This window comes from Amycolatopsis rhabdoformis (genome assembly GCF_035918295.1).
Classification (GTDB): domain Bacteria; phylum Actinomycetota; class Actinomycetes; order Mycobacteriales; family Pseudonocardiaceae; genus Amycolatopsis; species Amycolatopsis rhabdoformis.
In genome coordinates, this window is sequence record NZ_CP142149.1 from 595,721 (window position 1) to 615,881 (window position 20,161).

Sequence of the window (20,161 nt, forward strand, 5' to 3'; positions counted from 1 at the left end):
ACCGCGCCGCGGCCACCCGGCCGGGTCCGTCAGGAACCCGAGGGCCGGATGTTCTGGTTGATGTGGAACAGGTTCTCCGGGTCGTAGCGGTTCTTGACCTGTGCCAGCCGCTCGTAGTTGTCGCGGTAGGCGGCCTTCACGCGGTCGTCGCCCTCCTCCATCATGAAGTTCACGTACGCGCCTCCGGCCGAGGTGGGGTGCAGTTCGGTCCAGTAGTCCTTCGTCCAGCGGGTGATCTTCTCCCGGTTGTCGGGCGAAGGGTCCACGCCCACGATCACACCCGACCAGCCGCCGTCCCGGTAGGGGAACGCCGTGGCGTCGGCGGCGACCCGGGCGGCGGCACCGTCGATCGGGTACATGTGCATGCTGGAGTGCATGGTCGGCAGCGCTTCGCCGAAGCGGCGGTGGATCGCGATCGCCTCGTCGGAGATCTCCGTGGTGACGTCGGCACGCCAGTACCACTGCAGGCCCGCGGGGTAGAGCCCGTCGAACGCGCTCTGCAGCGCGGTGTAGGGCATGTCGTGCAGACCCACCAGCAGCGGCGAGCCGAAGGAGCGCACCGGCTCGAAGACCTCGTCGGCCCGCGCGTGGGAACCCGTGTAGCACCACACGATGGCGCAGGCCTTGCGGTTCCACAGCTCTTCCGGGAACGGCGGGGCCGGCGGGATGGTGATGAGCCCGAACCAGCCGCTGAGCTCCTCGGGCAGCGACGGCAGCAGTTCGCGGTACCAGCGCAGCACGTCTTCGGTGTCCTCCAGTGCGTACAGCACCGGGCCGCCGATGATCGTGCCGTTTTCGCCGATCTCGTGGCAGCGGAAGGTGAACGACGTGACGACGCCGAAGTTCCCGCCGCCCCCGCGCAGGGCCCAGAACAGGTCCGGGTTCGACTTCTCGCTGGCGTGCACGAAACTGCCGTCGGCGAGCACCACGTCGGCCGAGAGCAGGTTGTCCACGGTCAGCCCGAAGCGCCGGGCCAGGTAGCCGATCCCGCCGCCGAGGCTGAGCCCGGCGACGCCGGTCGAGGAGATGATCCCCGACGGGGTGGCCATGCCGAAGCCCACGGTCGCGTGGTCGACGTCGCCCCAGGTGCACCCGGCGTCGACGCGCACGGTGTGCGCCTCGGGGTCCACCGTCGCGCTGCGCATCGCCGAAAGGTCGATCACCAGCGCGTCGTCGGCGATGCCGAGGCCGCCGGCGTTGTGGCCGCCGCCGCGCACGGCGAGGTCGATCCTGTTCTCCCGCGCGAAGTTCACGCACACGACGACGTCGGCGGCGTCCGCGCACCGGGCGATGGCGGCGGGGTGCTTGTCGATCATCCCGTTGTACACGGCGCGCGCCTGGTCGTAGCCTTCGTCGCCGCGCGTCACGAGCTCGCCTCTCAGTGCGAGCGCCAGCTCGGGAAACGGTGCGGTGATGGTGGTCATGCGAGTTCTCCCTGATGTTCCTGAGTGGAACGGCCTCCCGGTCGGGCTGCCTGCCCCACCGAAGTTAGGGACGCGGCGTTCGCCCAGCGTTCGGCTTCGCGTTCGGGGCCGTTCGGGCCGAACGCCGAGGCGGGATTTTCAAGCACTCCGGCGTCGGGAAGCGCGATACCGGCGGCATTTCCGGTTTTTCAGCGCCGAACGCCGGGTGCGGGGCGGCGCAAGATCCACCCGCCGCCCGCTCGCCGGACTACCGTGCCTGCTCAGGAGGCACCCCGGGATGCTCTACGTGTCGCTGCTGGGCGGGCAGTCGATCAGCCACGGGGCGACCGGGCCGCCGGTGACCCGGTCGCCGCGCGCGATCGCGCTCGTGGGCTACCTGGTGACGCACGCGGGGCTGCCGCAGCCGAGACAGCGGCTCGCGGCGCTGTTCTGGCCCGATTCGTCCGACGCGCAGGCCCGCACGAACCTGCGCCGCGAGCTGCACCACCTGCGCCAGGTCCTCGGCGACGAGCCGGCGCTGCTCGCGACCGCGACGGATCTGTCCTGGCAGGACACTCCCGGCTGCCGCGTCGACGTGCGCGTGTTCGACGCCGAGCGCCGCGCCGCACTCGCCGCGAGCGCGGACGAGGAAGTGCGCGACCACGCCGGTGCCGCGCTGGCGGAGTACCGCGGCGAGCTGATGCCGGGCCTGGCCGACGAATGGCTCTTCGCTTCGCGCGCCGAGCTGGAACAGCAGTGCGTGGGGCTGTGCGATCTGCTCGGCGACGCCCAGTGCCGGCTCGGTGATCTCGCGGCCGCCGCCGAGACCGCGCGCCGGCGGATCCGCCTGCGGCCGCTGGAGGAGCCGGGTTACCGCACGCTGATGGAGCTGCAGGCCGACCTCGGCGACCGCGCCGGTGCCGTGAGCACCTACCACCTGTGTGCGGCGGTGCTCGAACGAGAGCTGGGCGTGGCGCCCGATCGCGCGACCCAGGCGATGCTGCGCCGGCTGCTGGCCGAGCCGCCGCCCGGCCACCACGGCGGCGAGTCCCGCCTCGTGGGCCGCACACGGGAGTTCGCGCAGCTGCGTGGCCGGTGGCAGGAGGCCGCGCGGGGCCGGCCGTCGGTCGCGCTCGTGCGGGGCGACGCCGGCGTCGGCAAAACGCGGCTGGTGGTGGAGCTGGCGCGGCTCGCGCGCAGCCAGGGCGCGGTGGTGGCGGGGACGCAGTGCTTCGGGACGTCGGGCCGGCTGGCGCTCGCGCCGGTGGCCGACTGGTTGCGCAACCCGGTGCTGCAGCCCGCGTTGGCGGCGCTCGCACCGGTGTGGCGCACGGAGGTGGACCGGCTCGTGCCCGCCGGCAAGGAGACCGGACCGGCGCCGGTGGTGCGCGCGGTGGCCGACGCGTGGCAGCGGCACCGGTTCTTCGAAGGCCTCGCCCGCGCCCTCACCGGCGCGGGCCGGCCGACGTTGCTCGTGCTGGACAACGCGCAGTGGTGCGATCAGGAAACCCTGGCGTTCCTGATCTTCTGCCTCGGCCTCGAACCGCGCGCGCCGCTGCTGCTCGCCGCGACCCAGCGGTCCGACCCCGCCGACACCACGCTCGCCGGCTGGACGGACCGGCTGCGTGCCACCGGCCGGCTGTCCGAAGTGGAGCTGACCCCGCTCGACCTCGACGACACCGCGCGCCTGGCCGAGTCCGTGTCCGGCCGGGCGCCGGCCGCCGAGGAGCTGACGCTGCTGCACGTGGCCACCGGCGGCTTTCCGCTGTCCGTGGTGGAAGCACTGCGCTCGGGCGGCCCGCCCGGCGACCTCGACGCCGTGCTCGCCGAGCGGCTGCGCCAGCCGACGCCAGAGGCCCGGGAGATCGCCGGCCTGGCCGCGGCCGTCGGCCGGGACTTCTCGCTCGACCTGCTCACCGAGGCCAGCGACCTCGACGCCGAAGCCGTGGTGCGCGCCGTCGACGAGCTGTGGCGGCTGCGGATCCTGCGCGAGTTCCGCGAGGGCTACGACTTCTCCCACGACCTGCTGCGCGACGCCGCCTACCGGCAGGTCACGCGCGCCCGGCGCTGGCTGCTGCACCGCCGGCTCGCGCAAAGCCTCGAACTGCTGCACCCCGGCGACACCGGCTCGGTCTCGGCGCAGCTGGCCGAGCAGTACGCGCGCGGCGGCCGGCCCGACCGCGCCGTGGCGTTCTACCGCCGCGCGGCGGAGCTCGCCGCCGGCACCTTCGCCCACGGCGAGGCGATCCGGCTCCTGCGCGAAGCCTTGTCCCTGCTCGCGAACGGACCCGCGGGGCCGGAGACCGACCGGCGCGAGCTGGCCGTGCTCGAAGCCCTCTCCGGCCCGCTCAACGCCCGGTTCGGCTACGCGTCACCCGACCTGCAGCGCACGCTCGAACGCTCGATCGAGCTCTCGGAACGCCTGGGGCAGCAGGATTCCACGATCGCCGGCCTGGTCGGGTTGTGGACTTCGCGCTTCGTGCAAGGCCGCACCGCTCGTGCGCACGAAGCCGCGAAGCGCGCGCTGGAGCTGGTCGGCGACGACCGGGCGAAAGACGAGCTCAACGGCTCGGCGCACTTCGCGTTCGCCGGCTCGTCGGTGAGCCTCGGCCGGCCCGCCGAGGCGCTGCACCACTTCGACCTCGCGGCCCGCCTCACGCGCGGCGCGCCGTCGCTGCCCATCGGCACGCGCCCGGAAGTGCACAGCCCGGCGTGGGCCGCGCATGCCCACTGGCTGCTGGGCCACGAAGCCGAGGCGCAACGCAGCTGCCGGACCGCGGTCGACCTCGCCCGGACGTACCCGCACCCGTACAGCCTCGCCGTGGCGCTGGCGTACGCCGGCATCACGCAGCAGATGTGCGGCGACCTCGCCGAGGTGGCCGCGGTGGCGGCCGAGCTGCGCGAGCTCTGCGACCGCTACGGCTTCGCCTACTACCGCGAATGGGGCCTGGTCCTGGGCGGCTGGACCCGCGGCGACGCCGACGGCCTCGCCGACATCCGCCGCGGCGTCGCCAACCTCAAGGCCGAGGGATCGCTGGCGCGCATGCCCTACTGGCTCGCGCTGCAGGCCGACCTGCTCGAACGCGAGGGCCGCACCGGACCGGCCCGCGCGGCTCTCGACGCGGCCCTGGTGGTGGGCCAGGCCCGAGACGACCTGTGGTGGCTGCCGGAGGTGCTGCGCCTGCGCTCGGCGTACGACCGGCCCGAGCAGGCCCGGATTAGGTTGAAGACGGCCGTGGACCTGGCGGCGGCGCAGGGCAGCACCACGCTGCGGCTGCGGTGCGAACGCGATCTCGAACGGCGGTGACGGGGAGTTCGTCGGCAGAAGTTCCCGGTCGGCTCATCGCGGTGCCGTCGCCGCACCACCAGGTTTCCGGCGCCGACCGACGACCGCACGCTCCGCGTACAAATCTGCCGACCCGGATCGAACCGCCTCGCTCCGGCGATCAGGTCGGACAGGAACGAGCCGTGCGGTGCGGTCGCCACCGTTTACCTTTCCCCCCAGGATCTTTTCGGGATCGGGGGAGGTTTCATCCGCGTTGGTCAGCTTGGTCAGTTTGGTCGGCTCGGTCGGCTCGGTCAGTACTGTCGGCGACGAACGCGTGGCACTTCGCGAGCGCGTCCTGAAGGCGCTTCGCCCGCTCCAGCACGAGTTCGAGCTCACGGACCGTCGGCACCGTGGTTTCCCTGAGCCGCCAGACGATCCCGGACATCTTCAGCGACAGCCCCCATGTCACGGCATCGGCCGCGTCGACCAGCTCCTGCAACGCTCGCCGCTCACCGGCCGCCAGCTTCGGAACTCCGGCCCTGCCGCCACCCGACGTGGCGGCAGGGGTCCGGGGGTGAGCAGCCATCGGTCAGCACTTCGCCTTCGGCCGCTGACGGTCCTCGTAGTCCTCCAGCAGCAGCGGCTCGACGTCGCCGCGCGCCGCGAGCGGGATCCCGAGCGCCTTGCGGATCTTGTAGTCGCACGCCGCGCACGTCGGGTCGAGCCACGGCTTGTCCGGCGTGTGGACGTCCGCCTCACCGACCTCCACCCGGTACCCGCACAGCGCCGCGAACGTCGCGCCCAGATCGAGCACGCCGCGGTGCACGGCCTGCCTGGCGTGCCGCTTTCCCTCCGCCTGTTGCCACACGAACATGCGCCCTCCCCGTTGACTGCCTGACCACTTCGCTGCATGCAGCAGAGCAAGGATGCGATGCATGCAGCAGTCTGCGCAACCCCTGAGCAGGCCGCAATCGGGTGAATAACCGGCTGCTGAGGGCCGCTAGGATCTGCTGCATGGCCAGCAACATGCCCACGCCGCGATCGCGAGAGTTCGGCTCCATCCTGCGCAATGCAGCTCAAGCGAAGGGGATGTCCACCCGGCAGCTCGGAACTCTGATCAGGCGCAACGGCTCTCATGTCTCACGCTACTTCCAGGGGCTGCTCATCCCTTCGGAAGCCGAGACTGGTGCGATCTGCGTGCACCTCGGCATCGATGGCGAGGCTCTCGAAGCACTGCTGCAGATTCGGCTGGAGGCGGCCGACCCCAACTGGGTCACCGGGGTCAACCGGCAACTCGCCGTACTGAGCGAATACGAGGCAGCCGCTTCACTGATCTTCACCGCTCAAGCCCAGCGGATCCCCGGGTTGCTTCAGGTGCGCAGCTATGCCGAAACCCTGATACGTGCAACCGGAGCAGCCGAGGCGGATGTTCAGGCCGGCGCCGATTTTCGGATGAGCCGGCGTGCCAAGGTGTTCGCCTCGAAGGTCGAGGCCACTTTCATCATCGGTGAGTATGCGCTGCGCTATCCGGAGTGCGGCGGGTCGGCGTGGGGCGAGCAGTTGCGAGACATGGCCGAAGTCGCGCGATTGCCGCAGATCACGATCCGAATCCTTCCGATCACCGCGCTGTACACGCCGCTTCGCGACGGCGGGTTCGTCTTGATCGAAGGCGCCGAACCCGGCACCGGTGTGGTTTATCTGGAGCAATTCGCGAGTAGTTCCACACTGACTGCGGATCAGTACATCCGTGGGTACAAGGAGGCGGCGGAATGGCTCCGTCGTGATGCGATGAGTCCTGATGATTCGGTCAGGCTGATCGAGGAGGTGGAGAACAGGAGATGACAAGTGACTTCCAGTGGCGGAAGTCGTCTTTCTCGGGGAACCCACAACAGGAATGCGTTGAGGTCGGGTTTCCCGCGGCGGGTCCGCTCGTTGCGGTAGCGGTCCGGGACTCGAAAGATCCCGGCGCGGGCCACTTCGAGCTCTCGCCGGCCGGCTGGCGAGGATTCCTGGAGCAGGTCGGCCAGGACAGCGCCGACCGGTAGCGCGAGGCGAGCCGCGGTGCCCCAGCTTCCCGACGATGCTGGGGCACCGTTGTCTCATCCGTGTCTCACCCCGTGTCTCACCCCTGGGCCGTTGGTCCGTTGGTCCGTTCGGGTCAGGTGCGCGCGAACACGGCGTTAATGCGGCGTGGTGGACGGAGGCCAGGGCTTGCGGCGCGCGGGGTGAGTGCGCAGGCTCACACCGTGAGCGAACACGAGTACGACCTGATCGTCATCGGCTCGGGCCCGGGTGGGCAGAAGGCCGCCATCGCGGCCGCGAAGCTGGGGAAGAAGGTGGCGGTCGTCGATCGCCACGACATGGTGGGCGGGGTGTGCGTGAACACCGGCACCATTCCGTCGAAGACCCTGCGCGAAGCCGTGCTGTACCTGACCGGCATGAACCAGCGTGAGCTCTACGGCGCGAGCTACCGCGTGAAGCAGGACATCACCATCGCCGACCTCATGGCGCGCACGCAGCACGTGGTGGGCCGCGAGGTGCAGGTGGTCCGGGCCCAGCTGCTGCGCAACCACATCGACCTCGTGCCGGGCACGGGGTCGTTCGCCGATCCGCACACGGTGCTCGTGGAGGGCAAGCACGTGGGCGACCGGCGCACGGTGTCGGGCGACCACATCGTGATCGCCACCGGCACGCGGCCCGCGCGCCCCGCGCACGTGGACTTCGACGCGGCGCGCGTGCTCGACTCCGACGAGATCCTGCGGCTGGAGGCGATCCCGTCGTCGCTCGTGGTGGTGGGGGCGGGCGTGATCGGCATCGAGTACGCGTCGATGTTCGCGGCGCTCGGCTCGCGCGTGACCGTGGTGGAGCAGCGTGACCAGATGCTCGACTTCTGCGATCCGGAGATCGTGGAGTCGCTGAAGTTCCAGCTGCGCGACCTCGGCGTCACGTTCCGGTTCGGCGAGAAGGTGGCCAACGTCGCCGTGTCCGACGAGACCACCGTGACCACGCTGGTGAGCGGCAAGCGCATCCCGGCCGACGGCGTGATGTACTCCGCCGGCCGCCAGGGCATGACCCACGAGCTCGCGCTCGACAAGGCCGGTCTGCTGGCCGACGAACGCGGCCGCCTCAAGGTCGACGAGCACTACCGCACCGAGGTCGACCACATCTACGCGGTCGGCGACGTGATCGGGTTTCCCGCGCTCGCGGCCACCTCCATGGACCAGGGCCGGCTCGCCGCGTACCACGCGTTCGGCGAACCCTCCAACGGTCTCGGCGCGCTGCAGCCGATCGGCATCTACACGATCCCGGAGATCTCCTACGTCGGCGCCACGGAGGCGCAGCTGACGTCGTCTTCGGTGCCGTACGAGGTCGGCATCTCGCGCTACCGCGAGCTCGCGCGCGGCCAGATCACCGGCGACAGCTACGGCATGCTGAAGCTCCTGGTGTCCACATCGGACCGCAAGCTGCTCGGCGTGCACGTGTTCGGCACGGGCGCCACGGACCTCGTGCACATCGGTCAGGCCGTGATGGGTTGCGGCGGCACGGTCGACTACCTGGTGGACGCGGTGTTCAACTACCCGACGTTGTCGGAGGCGTACAAGGTCGCGGCGCTGGACGCGACGAACAAGATCCGGGCGCTGGACCGGTTCCCGATCTGAGTTCTCCGCTTCGCACGTGCGCCGCCGGGCCTGGTCGGCCCGGCGGCGCTGTCGTGTTCGCGGTGGGCGTTCGAACACCTGTTTGACACTCGTTAGAACATGTGTTCGACTGGACGGGTGCGATGGGAACGACAACGAGCGGGGGAGGGCGAGCCGATCCTGCCCGGCCTGGACGGGCTGGTGCGGTCGGTGCGGTCACCGGAATTCGAGGGCGTCACCTTTCACGAGGTGCACGCCAAGTCGGTGCTGAACCGCGTGCCCGACGGGTCGCAGGTGCCGTTCCGGTGGACCGTGAACCCGTACCGCGGGTGTTCCCACGCGTGCACGTACTGCCTCGAAGGCGCCACTCCGGTGCTGATGGCCGACGGTCGGGCGAAGCCGATCGCGGACCTGCAGGTGGGGGACAAGATCCTGGGCACGCGCGGCCACGGCGTCGCGCGGCGGCTGGTGCCCACGGAGGTGCTGGCCCACTGGACCACGGTGCGCGAGGCGTACCGCGTCACGCTCGACGACGGCACGGCGCTGGTCACCGGGCCTGATCACCGGTTCCTCAGCGCGCGCGGCTGGAAGTACGTCACCGGCAGCCGGCTGGGCGCGGCGCAGCGGCCGCACCTGGTCGGCGGCACGGAGCTGGTCGGGGGCGGCCGGTTCGTGCGCACCCCCGACGACACGCTCGGCTACCGCGCCGGCTACCTGTGCGGGATGCTGCGCTCCGGCGGCTTCGCGGCGGAGAAGGACGCGGCGGCGCGCGCGGTGCGGTACCTGCCCGATTTCGGTTCCTCAGTGGGGTTCATGAAGCTGCCGGCGGAGCCCGACGCGCACTGGTCGCGCGGGTTCCTCGCCGGCCTGTTCGACCTGGCGGGCTCGTACAAGCGCGGGGTGCTGGCGATCGCGCACGACGAGACCGACGTGGTCGAGGCGATGTTCACAGCGCTGGACCGGTTCTCGTTCGACTACGACACGGTCGGGCACCGCGAGTTCGAAGGCCGGCGTCAGGCGCGGCTCACCGGCGGCACCGGGGAAGTGTTGCGGTTCCTGCACTTGACCGACCCGGCGGTCGCGTGGAAGCGCTCTCTCGACGGCACCACCATCGGCTCGGTGCGCCGCGTCGTGACCGCGGTCGAGCCACTCGGCCTGGAGCTGCCGCTGTTCGACATCACCACCGGCACCGGCGACTTCGTGGCCGACGGCATGGTGAGCCACAACTGTTTCGCCCGCAACACCCACACCTACCTCGACTTCGACGCGGGCCACGACTTCGACACCCAGGTGGTGGTGAAGGTCAACGCACCGCAGGTGCTGGCCGCGCAGCTGAAACGGCCGAGCTGGCAGCGCGAGCACGTGGCCATGGGCACGAACACCGACCCGTACCAGCGCGCCGAGGGGCGCTACCGGCTCATGCCCGACATCATCCGCGCGCTGGCCGAATCCGGTACGCCGCTGTCGATCCTGTCGAAGGGCACCGTCCTCACGCGCGACCTGCCGCTGCTGGAATCGGTCGCCGCCGACGTGCCGGTGAGCCTCGCGGTCTCGATCGCCCTGCTCGACCGCGAGCTGCAACGCCGCCTCGAACCCGGCACGCCGAGTCCTCAGGCCCGCCTCGACCTCGTCCGCAAGGCCCGCGCGGCCGGCCTGCCGTGCTCCGTGCTCGTCGCACCCGTGCTGCCCTACCTCACGGACTCCGTCGAAGCCCTCGACGCCCTGTTCGCCGAACTCGCCGACGCCGGCGCCGAAAGCGTCAGCGTGATCCCGCTGCACCTGCGCCCCGGCGCGCGCGAGTGGTTCGCGTCGTGGCTCGGCCGCAACCACCCGGCGCTCGTGCCGCGCTACAAACGCCTCTACTCCCGCGGCAGCTACGTCGACCGCGGTTACCGCCGGCAACTCGGCGAACGCGTCGGCCCGCTCCTTCGCCGCCACGGCCTCGGCGCGAAAACGGGCTACAACCCACGCGGGGCGGCTGAGGTGCCGGAAGTGCCCGAACCTCGGGTGGAAGCTCCGCCGCCGGCTGAGCAGCTCCGCTTGCTCTGAGGCTGCTCCCTTTGGTCTTTGCGACTTTCCCCCTCAGACTCACCGGCCGGCCTTCCCCGGCCCGGTGCAGCCGAGACGGTGACCCGGCCGCCACGCCCCCCGAACGGCCGGGTCACCGCACCTCGGCTCCCTCTGGTCCGCGAAGCACTGTGCGGCTCCGTCGCCATCGGTTTCCGCACGTTGTCCACAGCCGGCCCGAGTTGTGGACAACTCAGCGTCCCACCCGCTCTCTCGCCGATTTTGTCGGTGGTGCCGGATAGACTGGTCAAGGGACGCCCCCCGGGGAGGGCGGGGTTGTGTGCGGGGCCTGACGACCCCCCAGTCAAACCTGGTCGCGGCCCTCACCTCGCCATTCGTTAGCCTCTGTGTTCGGCGAAACGCGTCGGCAGATCCGCCGGCGGACCCGAGACCCGAAGACCCCGTGGGCTAAGGAGAGCAGTCGCAGTGCTCCGCACTCATCAAGCCGGCACCCTGCGTGCCGGGCAGGCCGGTCAGACCGTCACCCTCACCGGCTGGGTGGCGCGGCGGCGCGATCACGGCGGAGTCATCTTCATCGACCTCCGCGATGCCAGCGGGGTCGCCCAGGTGGTGTTCCGCGAGGGCGAGATGGCCGAGCGCGCGCACGCGCTGCGGTCGGAGTTCTGCGTGAAGATCGTCGGCGAGGTGTCGAAGCGGCCCGAAGGCAACGCGAACGCCGAGATCCCCACCGGGGAGATCGAGGTGCTCGCCACGGAGCTCGTGGTGCTGTCGGAGGCCGCGCCGCTGCCGTTCCCGATCGACGACCGGGTGGACGTGGGCGAAGAGGTGCGCCTGAAGTACCGCTACCTCGACCTGCGCCGCAGTGGCCCGGCGGCCGCGATGCGGTTGCGCAGCGAGGTCAGCCGCGCGGCACGCGCGGTGTTGGACGAGCAGGAGTTCGTCGAGGTCGAGACCCCGACGATGACGCGCTCGACGCCCGAAGGCGCGCGCGACTTCCTCGTGCCCGCTCGCCTGAAGCCGGGCAGCTGGTACGCGCTGCCGCAGTCGCCGCAGCTGTTCAAGCAGCTGCTCATGGTCGGTGGCCTCGAGCGCTACTACCAGATCGCGCGCTGCTACCGCGACGAAGACTTCCGCGCCGACCGGCAGCCGGAGTTCACGCAGCTCGACATCGAGATGAGCTTCGTGGACCAGGACGACGTGATCAAGCTCGGCGAGGACATCGTGTCCGCGCTGTGGAAGCTGATCGGGCACGAGATCCCGCGTCCGATCCCGCGCATCACCTACCACGAGGCCATGGCCAAGTACGGCTCCGACAAGCCGGACCTGCGCTTCGACCTCGAGATCACCGAAATGACGGAGTTCTTCGCCGACACTCCGTTCCGCGTGTTCCAGGCGCCCTACGTCGGCGCGGTCGTGATGGCCGGTGGCGCCGACCAGCCGCGCCGCCAGCTCGACGCGTGGCAGGAGTGGGCCAAGCAGCGCGGCGCCCGCGGCCTCGCCTACATCCTGGTCAACGAGGACGGCACGCTCGGCGGCCCGGTCGCCAAGAACCTGTCCGAGACCGAGCGCGAGAACGTGGTGGCCGCCGCGGGCGCGAAGCCCGGCGACTGCATCTTCTTCGCCGCCGGCAAGACCTCCACCACGCAGGGCCTGCTCGGCGCCGCGCGCGACGAGATCGGCAAGCGCCTCGGCCTCATCGACGAGGACGCCTGGTCGTTCGTGTGGGTCGTCGACGCGCCGCTGTTCGCGCCGGTCGAGGACATCGGCGACGACGTGGCCGTCGGCTCGGGCAAGTGGACCGCGGTGCACCACGCGTTCACCTCGCCCACCCCCGAGTGGATCGACAAGTTCGAGCAGGACCCGGGCGCCGCCCTGGCCTACGCCTACGACATCGTCTGCAACGGCAACGAGATCGGCGGCGGCTCGATCCGTATCCACCGCGGCGACGTGCAGAAGCGCGTGTTCTCGCTGATGGGCCTCGGCGAGGAGGAAGCGCAGGAGAAGTTCGGCTTCCTGCTCGACGCGTTCGCCTTCGGCCCGCCGCCCCACGGCGGCATCGCCTTCGGCTGGGACCGCATCGTGATGCTGCTGGCGAAGGCCGATTCGCTGCGTGACGTGATCGCCTTCCCGAAGACCGGCGGCGGCTACGACCCGCTCACGGCCGCGCCCGCGCCGATCACCGCGCAGCAGCGCAAGGAAGCCGGCATCGACGCCAAGCCCGTCAAGCCCGCCCAGCCCCCGGCCGCCGGAGCCCAGAACACGAAGCCGGCTTCACCGCAGAGCTGATGCTCCATTTGAGGGCCGTGTGCCCGCCGGAGCAGACCGCTTCGGCGCTCGAACTCCTGCGGGCACACGCCGGAACCGCGCACCTCATCGTGCACCGGGGCGCCGCGGTGGCGCCCGAAGGCGACCTCATCGAGGCCGACGTGGCGCGCGAGGCGGCCGACGAGATCGTCGACGCGCTGTGCGCGCTGCACCTGGACCGCACCGGCGGGATCACGCTGGAGGCGCTCGACACCGCGCTGTCGGACGCCGCCGACGCGGCCGAAGAAGCCGCGCCGGGTGAGGGCGCCGACGCCGTGGTGTGGCAGGAGTTGCTGGGCCGCACGGGTGAGGAATCGCGCTGGACCGCCACCTTCCAGGCGTTCCTGGCCATCGCGTGCCTGCTCGCGGCCACGGGTGTGCTCACCGATTCGCCGGTCACGGTCGTCGGCGCGATGGTGGTGGGTCCGGAGTTCGGGCCGCTGGCCGCCATCGCGGTCGGCGCGGTCCTGCGGCGCTGGGATCTCGTGCGGCGGGCGGCCACGGCGCTCGCGGTGGGGTTCCCGGTTTCCATGGTGATCACGGGCGTGGTGGTGCTGCTGGGCAGCGTGTTCGGCGTCTTCGAACCGGGGACCATCGCGGACAACCACGACGTCGACTTCATCTACCAGGTCGGGGCGGCGTCGTTCGTGGTCGCGCTGCTCGCGGGCGCCGCCGGAATGCTCGCGATGACCTCGGCGAAATCCGCCGCGCTGGTCGGGGTGTTCATCTCCGTGACCACCGTGCCGGCCGCCGGTTACGCGATGGTGGCGGCGGTGGCGGGCCGGTGGGACCGCGCGGGGTATTCGGTGCTGCAGCTGTTCGTGAACCTCATCGGAATCGTGCTCGCTGCGGCCATTGTGCTGATACTTCGCCGACGCAAGCAACGTTCCGGCGCCCTGTTACGTCCGCTTTCACGCGGGTGACGCGGTTCGCCGCTTCTTGCCCGGATCACTGTGGTCATGGTTGCTCAGTCACGAGTAGGGTCGGTGCCAATGACAGTCGACACCTCCTCCACCGGCGACGCAGGCGTCGGGGCAGGAGCAGGGCAGCTCGCTGTCGCCGCGGCGCTCGCGGCGGGTGAGGCCGTGCTTTCGCGCCGCTTCGGCAGCGCGATCACCCTGGTGTCACCGGAAGCGCTCGAAGGCAGCGGACCGGCCACGGTCGTGCGCGCCCGGGTGGTGTCGTCGTCGTTCGCGCTGCCGCGCACGCTCGTCATCAAGCACTACCCCGATCCACCGGAGCCCGGTGAGGCCGACCCGTTCGCGCAGGAAGCCGTGAGCTACCAGCTCTTCACGGCGCTCTCGCCCGACGAGCGCATGTGCCCCGAGCTGCTGGCCCACGACGGGCGCCACCGCGTGCTCGTGATCGAGGACCTCGGCCGCGCGCCGACGTTGCAGGACAAGCTCGCCTCCCGCGATTCCCGCGCGGCCGAGCGTGCCCTGCTGTCGTGGGCCCGCTCGCTCGGCCGGCTGCACGCCAGCACCGCGAGCCGCGAAGCCGACTTCAACGCGCTGCTGCGCCGCCTCGGCGGCCCCGTGCGCAACCAGGACGCCCGGCTGGCCGACCTCACCGCCGAGGTGCCGCCGATGCTGGCCGAGCTGCTCGACGTGGTGGTGGCCGACCCGATCCACGACCTCGTGGCGCAGGCGGTGGCGCAGGCGCGCTCGGCGTCGTTCCGCGCGTTCAGCCCGGTGGACCTGAGCCCGGACAACAACCTCGTGACCGGCTCCGGCGTGCGGTTCCTCGACTTCGAACGCGGTCGCGTGCGCACGGCCCTGGTCGACGCCGCGTACCTGCGCCTGCCGTTCGCCTCCAACGCCAACGCGCTGGCCCTGCCCGCGGGCATGAGCGAGGCGATGATCGCGGCCTGGCGCGCGGAGGTCGTGGCCGTGTGGCCCTCGTTCGCCGACGACGAGGAGCTCGCGGCCGCGCTCACGATCAGCGAGCTGCTGCTCGTGTGGCTCGTCACGCGCGAGATGCTGCCGGAGCTCGACCTGAGCCGGCACGCCACGCCCGTGAGCCGCGAGGCCGCCCTTGTCACGTGGTGGCGTGAGCTGGCCAAGCACGCGGGTTACGCGCGGCTCACCGACATCACCGAGCACGCGCAACGCGTGGCGGCGGCGCTCGGCGCGCGGCTGGGACCGCACGCGGATCTCGCGTTCTACCCCGCTTTTCGCTGACCGATTTGCCGGGAAGATCCCGGATTCGGGGAGGTGAACAGGGGAAACCGGCAATCCCGACCCCGCCGGGCGGACAGGACATGCCAAGAGTTTCAGCCCCCGTCCATGCCGCGTTACCTCGGGATCACCGCAGGTGAGTTTCGGTGCCGGATGGTCTTCTGCGTGACCGTGATCAGCGTCGAAGTCACCCGCTTCCCCGAACCCGCCGATCCCGCGCCGCAGCGCCAGACCACCGACGCCGCGCCGGCCGCCGAGCCGCGCCGCGCGCGCCGGCTGGCCATGCTGGGGGACTCGACCGCGGTGGGCCTCGGCGACCCGTTGCCCAACCGAGGCGGCTGGCGCGGCGTGGGGCCGCTCGTCGCCGCCGCGCTCGGCGTAACCGAAGACGGGTACCTCAACCCGTCGTTCGAGGGCGCACGCATGCACGACGTGCTCACCGGCCAGCTGCCCGCGGTGCTCGAGTTCCGGCCCGAGATCGCCCTGCTCGTGGTCGGCATGAACGACACGCTGCGGCCCGATTTCAACGCCGCGCAGATCTCCGCCGACCTCACCGAGCTCATCCGCACCCTCGCCGCCAACGGCACGCTGCTGGTGCCCGTGCGGTTCCACGACCACGGCAAGGTGTTCCGCCTCCCGCCGTCGATCAAGCGGGCGCTGAGCGCGCGGGTCGCGGAGCTCAACGAGGTGATCGACGCGGTGGTGGCCGCCGAAGGTGTGCCGTGCCTCGATCTCGACACGATGCCCGGCGCCTACGACCTGCCGTCGTGGAGTGTCGACCGGCTGCACCCCTCGGAGCTGGGCCACCGGATGCTGGCGCTCGGCTTCACGGCGCTGATCGCCGAAGCCGGCTTCGCCGTGCCGGAGCCGGTGAGCCTGGTGTGCTCCGGCGGCGTGGAGCAGAGCACCGCGAGCCACCTGGTCTGGCTGGTCGCGCGCGGCCTGCCGTGGCTGTGGCGCCGCGGCCGCGAGTTCCTGCCCTACGCGGTGTCGATCATGTGGCACTCGTTCCGCGGGCGCGGGGAGTGAACACGCGCAGCGCTTCCGCGTCGGACGCCGGGTTCCGCACGAAGTAGTCGGTCCACTCCTCGATGCCGCCGTAGCCCGAGGTCGCCAGGACCTCGGCTGCTTTCGTGGTGTCGTACGGGGTTCGGCGCAGCTCCACCCCGGGCCCGAGCAACGCCCAGTGCGCACCCGTTGTGCCGTAAGGCATTCCGACGCTGCCGGGGTTCACGATCCGCGTGCGGTCGGCGAGGCGGACGAACGGCATGTGCGTGTGCCCGCACACCACGGTTTCCGCGGTGACACCGGAGAGCACCTCGGCCCAGCGCGACAGGGGGCTGTCGACGAGCACCACTTCCTCGTCGTCGCGCGGGGTCGCGTGGCAGAACAGCACTTCGCCGAGGCCGTCGACGTCGAGGGTGACGGCGAGGGGCAGCTCCGCGAGCAGCCGCACCTGGTCCGGGCGCAGCTGCGCGGCGGCCCACGGGGCGATCGGGTCGGGAATCGTCGTGGTGCCCCCGCCGGCCAGCGTCACGAGCTCCCGGTCGGCGTTGCCCCGCACCCACCTCGCCCGGTCGCCGAGGGCCGACAGCCGGTCGAGCGTTTGCGCCGGCAGGGGACCGGCGGCGTGGTCGCCGCACAGCACCACGACGTCAGCCGCCGCGACGTCCGGCTCGGCGAGCACGGCGTCGAGCGCGGGCAGCACCCCGTGGATGTCGGACAGCACGGCGACGGACGCGACCATCCGCCCAGTCTGCCCGCCGCGGCGCTACCGGCGACGAGTGTTCGCCGGTAGCGCAACGGGTTACCCGGACAGGGGCAGCGTGGTCACGCCGGTCATCGCCGGGTTGGGCTGGAAGGTCGGCGGCTTCCCGGGAATCGTGCGCAGCGACGGGTAGCGGTCGAGCAGGATGTTGAGCGCCGTGCGCCCTTCCAGCCGCGCGAGCGGCGCGCCGATGCAGAAGTGGATGCCACGCCCGAACGCCAGGTGCGCGTGGGTGATGTCCTCGCGCGTCGGGTCGAACGTGTCGGGCTCGGCGAACGCCCGCGGGTCGCGGTTGGCCGCGGCGATCCAGATCATCAGCATCCGGTCGGCCGGGATCGTGGCGCCGCCGACCTCCACCTCGCGGTTGGTCACGCGCGCCACCGCGCCGAACGGCGACAGGAACCGCAGCGACTCCTCGATCGCCGGCACCAGCAGCTCGCGGTCGGCGCGCACGCGGGTGTCCCACTCCGGGAACGTGTCGAGGCACAGCACCGTGTTGCCCAGCAGCATCGTGGTGGTGATGTGCCCGGCGATGAGCAGCACCTGCGCGAAGTTCACGATCTCCGCGCGGGTGAGTCGCTCGCCGTCGACCTCGGCTTCGACCAGCTTCGTGAGCAGGTCTTCCCGCGGGTGCCGGCGGCGGTCCTCGGCGTGCTCGCCGAGGTATTCGGTGAACTCGCGGCTGGTGGCGAGCTGCGCCTGCACTCGCTGCTGCTGTTCCTCGGAGTCGTCGGTGAACGAGAACTGCTCGGGGCTCTCGAGCATCCGGTCCACCCACTGCCGGAACAGGTCCCGGTCGCTCGCGGGCACGCCGAGCAGCTCGGCGATCACGATCACCGGCAGCGGGTAGGCGAGGTCGGCCACCAACTCCAGGTGGTCGCGCCCGCCGGCCTCGTCGAGCAGCTCGTGGGTCAGCTCGGCGATGCGCGGCTCGAGGTCGGCCACCACCTTCGGGGTGAAGGCGCGGCTCACGAGCTTGCGCATCTTGTTGTGCAGCGGGGGATCCAGCTGCAGGAGGTTGCCGGCGGAGAGCTCCTTGGTGTCACCGAGGGTCTTCTCGGGCAGCAGCCGCGAGACGTCGGAGGAGAACGTGGCCGGGTCGGACAGGATGGCGTGTGCCTCGGGGTGGCCGTAGACGTTCCACGTGCCCAGCTCGGGCTTGTACTCCACTTCGGCCGCGGGACGTTCGCCTCGCAGCCAGAACTGTCCCTTGTGGAGGGACCAGGCCTCGGGAAGTGCGGTGCTCATGGTGCGACAGCCCCAATCTGTCTTCGACGACGAGCCGGGATCAGCCGGGCTCGGTGGTGGTTTTGCGCGGGTAGATCACTGCGCGGGCGGCCGAGGCGTACGTCTCGAACACCGCGCGGAGCTCGGCGGCCGCCTTCTCGACGGTGCCCGGGTCGGGTTCGCCCGGCGGCTCGAACGCTTCGCGGATCACGCGGGCCAGCGCGTCGGCTTTGGCCTCGAGCGGCATGTCCGTGAACTGCGGGTTCACGTTCGAATAGAGGTAGAAGCCGGCCGCGGCGGCGCTGAGGGCGTAGCGCACGTCCGGGATGTCGTCGCGCAGCAGGCCGCTGCCGAGGAAGATCTCGAAGCTGCGGTCCACGGCCTCGGCCGACTCGGGCCGGGTCTCTTCGGCGCTGAGCGCGTAGTCGCCGAGCAGTTCGGTGTCGTTGTTCAGCATGGCCGACAGCAGCGCGTCGGCGGTCGTGAGGAGGAACGTGGAGCGGAAGTAGCGGTGCGGCAGGACGGTGCGCGGGTCGGCGGCGAGCTCGGCCGCCGAGTTTTCGAGCAGCCGCACCGAAGCTCGCATCAACAGGGCGCCGAACAGCGAGTCCTTGGTGCGCCAGTGGAGGTAGACGGTGCCCTTGCCGATGCCGGCGCGGCGCGCGATGTCCTCGATCGTGACCTTGCGCGAGCCCCAGCGCACCAGCAGCTCGGCGGCCGCGTCGAGGATCCGGTCCGCGCGCTCGCGGTTCGGCTCGTCGGGCATGGTGTTCCCCCGGTTGTGACGCTGTGAACCTTTTGACTCCGTGCCTCTGGTGACCCCGTGACCGGATTGGCTTATCCGGTCACGCAGTCAACGGTAGCGCTCGGACGCGGGCCGGGCAAGCGGAGTTGTCGGGGTGGTCGGTTAACGTCATCGGTGTGGCACAGGACGAACTCTTCACGGTGAACCCCGACCTGGGGCCGCCGCCGGAACCGACGGGCCCGAGCGGCGACGGGTCCCGGGTCGAACCGCAGGCCGACCCGGCGAGCTCGCCGCTGGCCGTGCGGATGCGGCCGCGCACGCTCGACGAGGTGGTCGGGCAGCAGCACCTGCTGCGCGAAGGCGCGCCGCTGCGGCGGCTCGTCGAGGGGGCCGCGCCGGCGTCCGTGCTGCTCTACGGCCCGCCCGGCACCGGCAAGACCACGCTCGCCAACCTCGTGTCGATCGCGACCGGGCGGCGGTTCGTCGCGATGTCCGCGTTGTCGGCGGGGGTCAAGGAAGTGCGCGGCGTGATCGAGGAGGCGCGGCGGCGCCGGCAGTACAACACCGAGAACACCGTGCTGTTCATCGACGAGGTGCACCGGTTTTCCAAGACGCAGCAGGACGCGTTGCTCGGCGCGGTGGAGGACCGCACGGTGCTGCTCGTGGCGGCGACGACCGAGAACCCGTCGTTCTCCGTCGTGTCACCGCTGCTGTCGCGCTCGCTCGTGCTGCAGCTGCGGCCCCTGACCGACGACGACATCGTGAAGCTGCTCGAACGCGCGCTGGCCGACGACCGCGGCCTGCGCGGCGAGCTCACCCTCACCGAAGAGGCCCGCGCGCACCTCGTCCGGCTGGCCGGCGGCGACGCCCGCCGTGCGCTCACGGCGCTGGAAGCCGCCGCCGACGCCGCCTCGGCCACCGAGGCGAAGACCATCGACCTCGCCACCGTCGAGTCCACAGTGGACAAGGCCGCCGTGCGCTACGACCGCGACGGCGACCAGCACTACGACGTGATCAGCGCGTTCATCAAGTCGATCCGCGGCTCGGACGTCGACGCCGCGCTGCACTACCTGGCCCGCATGATCGAAGCGGGGGAGGACCCGCGCTTCCTCGCGCGCCGCCTCGTGGTCCACGCGAGCGAAGACGTCGGTCTGGCCGACCCGACCGCGCTGCAGGCCGCCGTGGCCGCGGCCCACGCCGTGCAGTTCATCGGCATGCCCGAAGGCCGCCTGGCCCTCGCGCAGGCCACCATCCACCTGGCCACGGCTCCCAAGTCCAACGCCGTGGTCACCGCCATCGACGCCGCCCTGGCCGACGTCCGCTCCGGCCTCGCCGGCACCGTGCCCCCGCACCTGCGCGACGGCCACTACGCCGGCGCGAAGAAACTCGGCAACGCCCAGGGCTACCGCTACCCGCACAACGTCCCGGAAGGCGTGCTGGCACAGCAGTACCCGCCGGACGAACTCGTGGGGCGCGACTACTACGAGCCGACCCAGCGGGGTGGCGAACGCCCGCTGGCCGAGCGGGTGCCCAGGCTGCGCCGGACGATTCGGGACGAGCGGCAGGGCTAGGCGGCCGGCCCGGCTTCGAGCCGGGTCGCAGC

At 71.3% G+C, this 20,161-nt stretch carries 16 protein-coding genes; 10 read left to right on the forward strand and 6 right to left on the reverse strand.

From position 1 onward, the window contains the following. Positions 1-29 precede the first annotated feature (29 nt). On the reverse strand, positions 30-1,424 hold the full coding sequence (locus tag VSH64_RS02785; RefSeq protein WP_326833866.1) for an FAD-binding oxidoreductase: 1,395 nt from the start codon (positions 1,422-1,424) through the stop codon (positions 30-32). A gap of 277 nt (positions 1,425-1,701) precedes the next feature. Between VSH64_RS02785 and VSH64_RS02790 the strand changes: the two genes are divergently transcribed. After that, positions 1,702-4,710 carry an ATP-binding protein gene (locus VSH64_RS02790; protein WP_326833867.1) on the forward strand — a complete coding sequence of 1,003 codons (3,009 nt, stop codon included), beginning with the start codon at positions 1,702-1,704 and terminating at the stop codon, positions 4,708-4,710. 223 nt (positions 4,711-4,933) lie between these two features. On the opposite strand, the gene VSH64_RS02795 is transcribed toward VSH64_RS02790, so the two are convergent. Beyond that, positions 4,934-5,170 carry a hypothetical protein gene (locus tag VSH64_RS02795; RefSeq protein WP_326833868.1) on the reverse strand — a complete coding sequence of 79 codons (237 nt, stop codon included), beginning with the start codon at positions 5,168-5,170 and terminating at the stop codon, positions 4,934-4,936. Between the two features lie 90 nt (positions 5,171-5,260). Then, on the reverse strand, positions 5,261-5,545 hold the full coding sequence (locus VSH64_RS02800) for a zinc finger protein (RefSeq protein WP_326833869.1): 285 nt from the start codon (positions 5,543-5,545) through the stop codon (positions 5,261-5,263). A gap of 140 nt (positions 5,546-5,685) precedes the next feature. Between VSH64_RS02800 and VSH64_RS02805 the strand changes: the two genes are divergently transcribed. The 8 genes from VSH64_RS02805 to VSH64_RS02840 all read left to right on the forward strand — a co-directional run bounded on the left by VSH64_RS02805 (position 5,686) and on the right by VSH64_RS02840 (position 15,847). Beyond that, complete coding sequence (locus VSH64_RS02805; protein WP_326833870.1) at positions 5,686-6,513, forward strand: helix-turn-helix domain-containing protein; 828 nt, start codon at positions 5,686-5,688, stop codon at positions 6,511-6,513. Next, positions 6,510-6,716 carry a DUF397 domain-containing protein gene (locus VSH64_RS02810; RefSeq protein WP_326833871.1) on the forward strand — a complete coding sequence of 69 codons (207 nt, stop codon included), beginning with the start codon at positions 6,510-6,512 and terminating at the stop codon, positions 6,714-6,716. The genes VSH64_RS02805 and VSH64_RS02810 overlap by 4 nt, the downstream gene beginning before the upstream one ends. A 201-nt stretch (positions 6,717-6,917) precedes the next feature. Continuing rightward, positions 6,918-8,330 (forward strand): Si-specific NAD(P)(+) transhydrogenase, encoded by a 1,413-nt coding sequence (gene sthA / locus VSH64_RS02815; protein ID WP_326833872.1) that lies wholly within the window; start codon positions 6,918-6,920, stop codon positions 8,328-8,330. 117 nt (positions 8,331-8,447) lie between these two features. Continuing rightward, positions 8,448-10,358, forward strand: a complete 1,911-nt coding sequence (locus VSH64_RS02820) for an intein-containing Rv2578c family radical SAM protein (protein WP_326833873.1) — start codon at positions 8,448-8,450, stop codon at positions 10,356-10,358. A gap of 444 nt (positions 10,359-10,802) precedes the next feature. Beyond that, a complete protein-coding gene (aspS, locus tag VSH64_RS02825; protein WP_326833874.1) occupies positions 10,803-12,623 on the forward strand; it encodes an aspartate--tRNA ligase in 1,821 nt (606 codons plus the stop codon). Beyond that, positions 12,623-13,564, forward strand: coding sequence for a DUF389 domain-containing protein (locus tag VSH64_RS02830; protein ID WP_326833875.1), 942 nt, complete (start codon positions 12,623-12,625; stop codon positions 13,562-13,564). Before aspS ends, VSH64_RS02830 begins: the two co-directional genes overlap by 1 nt. Positions 13,565-13,633: 69 nt before the next feature. Then, positions 13,634-14,821 (forward strand): phosphotransferase, encoded by a 1,188-nt coding sequence (locus VSH64_RS02835; protein ID WP_326833876.1) that lies wholly within the window; start codon positions 13,634-13,636, stop codon positions 14,819-14,821. A gap of 150 nt (positions 14,822-14,971) precedes the next feature. Further along, complete coding sequence (locus VSH64_RS02840) at positions 14,972-15,847, forward strand: SGNH/GDSL hydrolase family protein (protein WP_326837887.1); 876 nt, start codon at positions 14,972-14,974, stop codon at positions 15,845-15,847. On the opposite strand, the gene VSH64_RS02845 is transcribed toward VSH64_RS02840, so the two are convergent. Genes VSH64_RS02845 through VSH64_RS02855 form a run of 3 tightly spaced genes read right to left on the reverse strand, consistent with a single transcriptional unit; the run spans position 15,813 to position 18,579 of the window. Then, the gene (locus tag VSH64_RS02845; protein ID WP_326833877.1) at positions 15,813-16,565 is read right to left on the reverse strand and encodes a metallophosphoesterase family protein; all 753 of its coding nucleotides are present in this window, start codon (positions 16,563-16,565) and stop codon (positions 15,813-15,815) included. The genes VSH64_RS02840 and VSH64_RS02845 overlap by 35 nt on opposite strands. Positions 16,566-16,625: 60 nt before the next feature. Further along, complete coding sequence (locus VSH64_RS02850) at positions 16,626-17,834, reverse strand: cytochrome P450 (protein ID WP_326833878.1); 1,209 nt, start codon at positions 17,832-17,834, stop codon at positions 16,626-16,628. Between the two features lie 40 nt (positions 17,835-17,874). Further along, the gene (locus tag VSH64_RS02855; RefSeq protein ID WP_326833879.1) at positions 17,875-18,579 is read right to left on the reverse strand and encodes a TetR/AcrR family transcriptional regulator; all 705 of its coding nucleotides are present in this window, start codon (positions 18,577-18,579) and stop codon (positions 17,875-17,877) included. A gap of 155 nt (positions 18,580-18,734) precedes the next feature. Here VSH64_RS02855 and VSH64_RS02860 point away from each other — a divergent pair, with 155 nt between their 5' ends. Then, positions 18,735-20,129 carry a replication-associated recombination protein A gene (locus VSH64_RS02860; RefSeq protein WP_326833880.1) on the forward strand — a complete coding sequence of 465 codons (1,395 nt, stop codon included), beginning with the start codon at positions 18,735-18,737 and terminating at the stop codon, positions 20,127-20,129. The last annotated feature ends 32 nt before the right edge of the window (positions 20,130-20,161 follow it).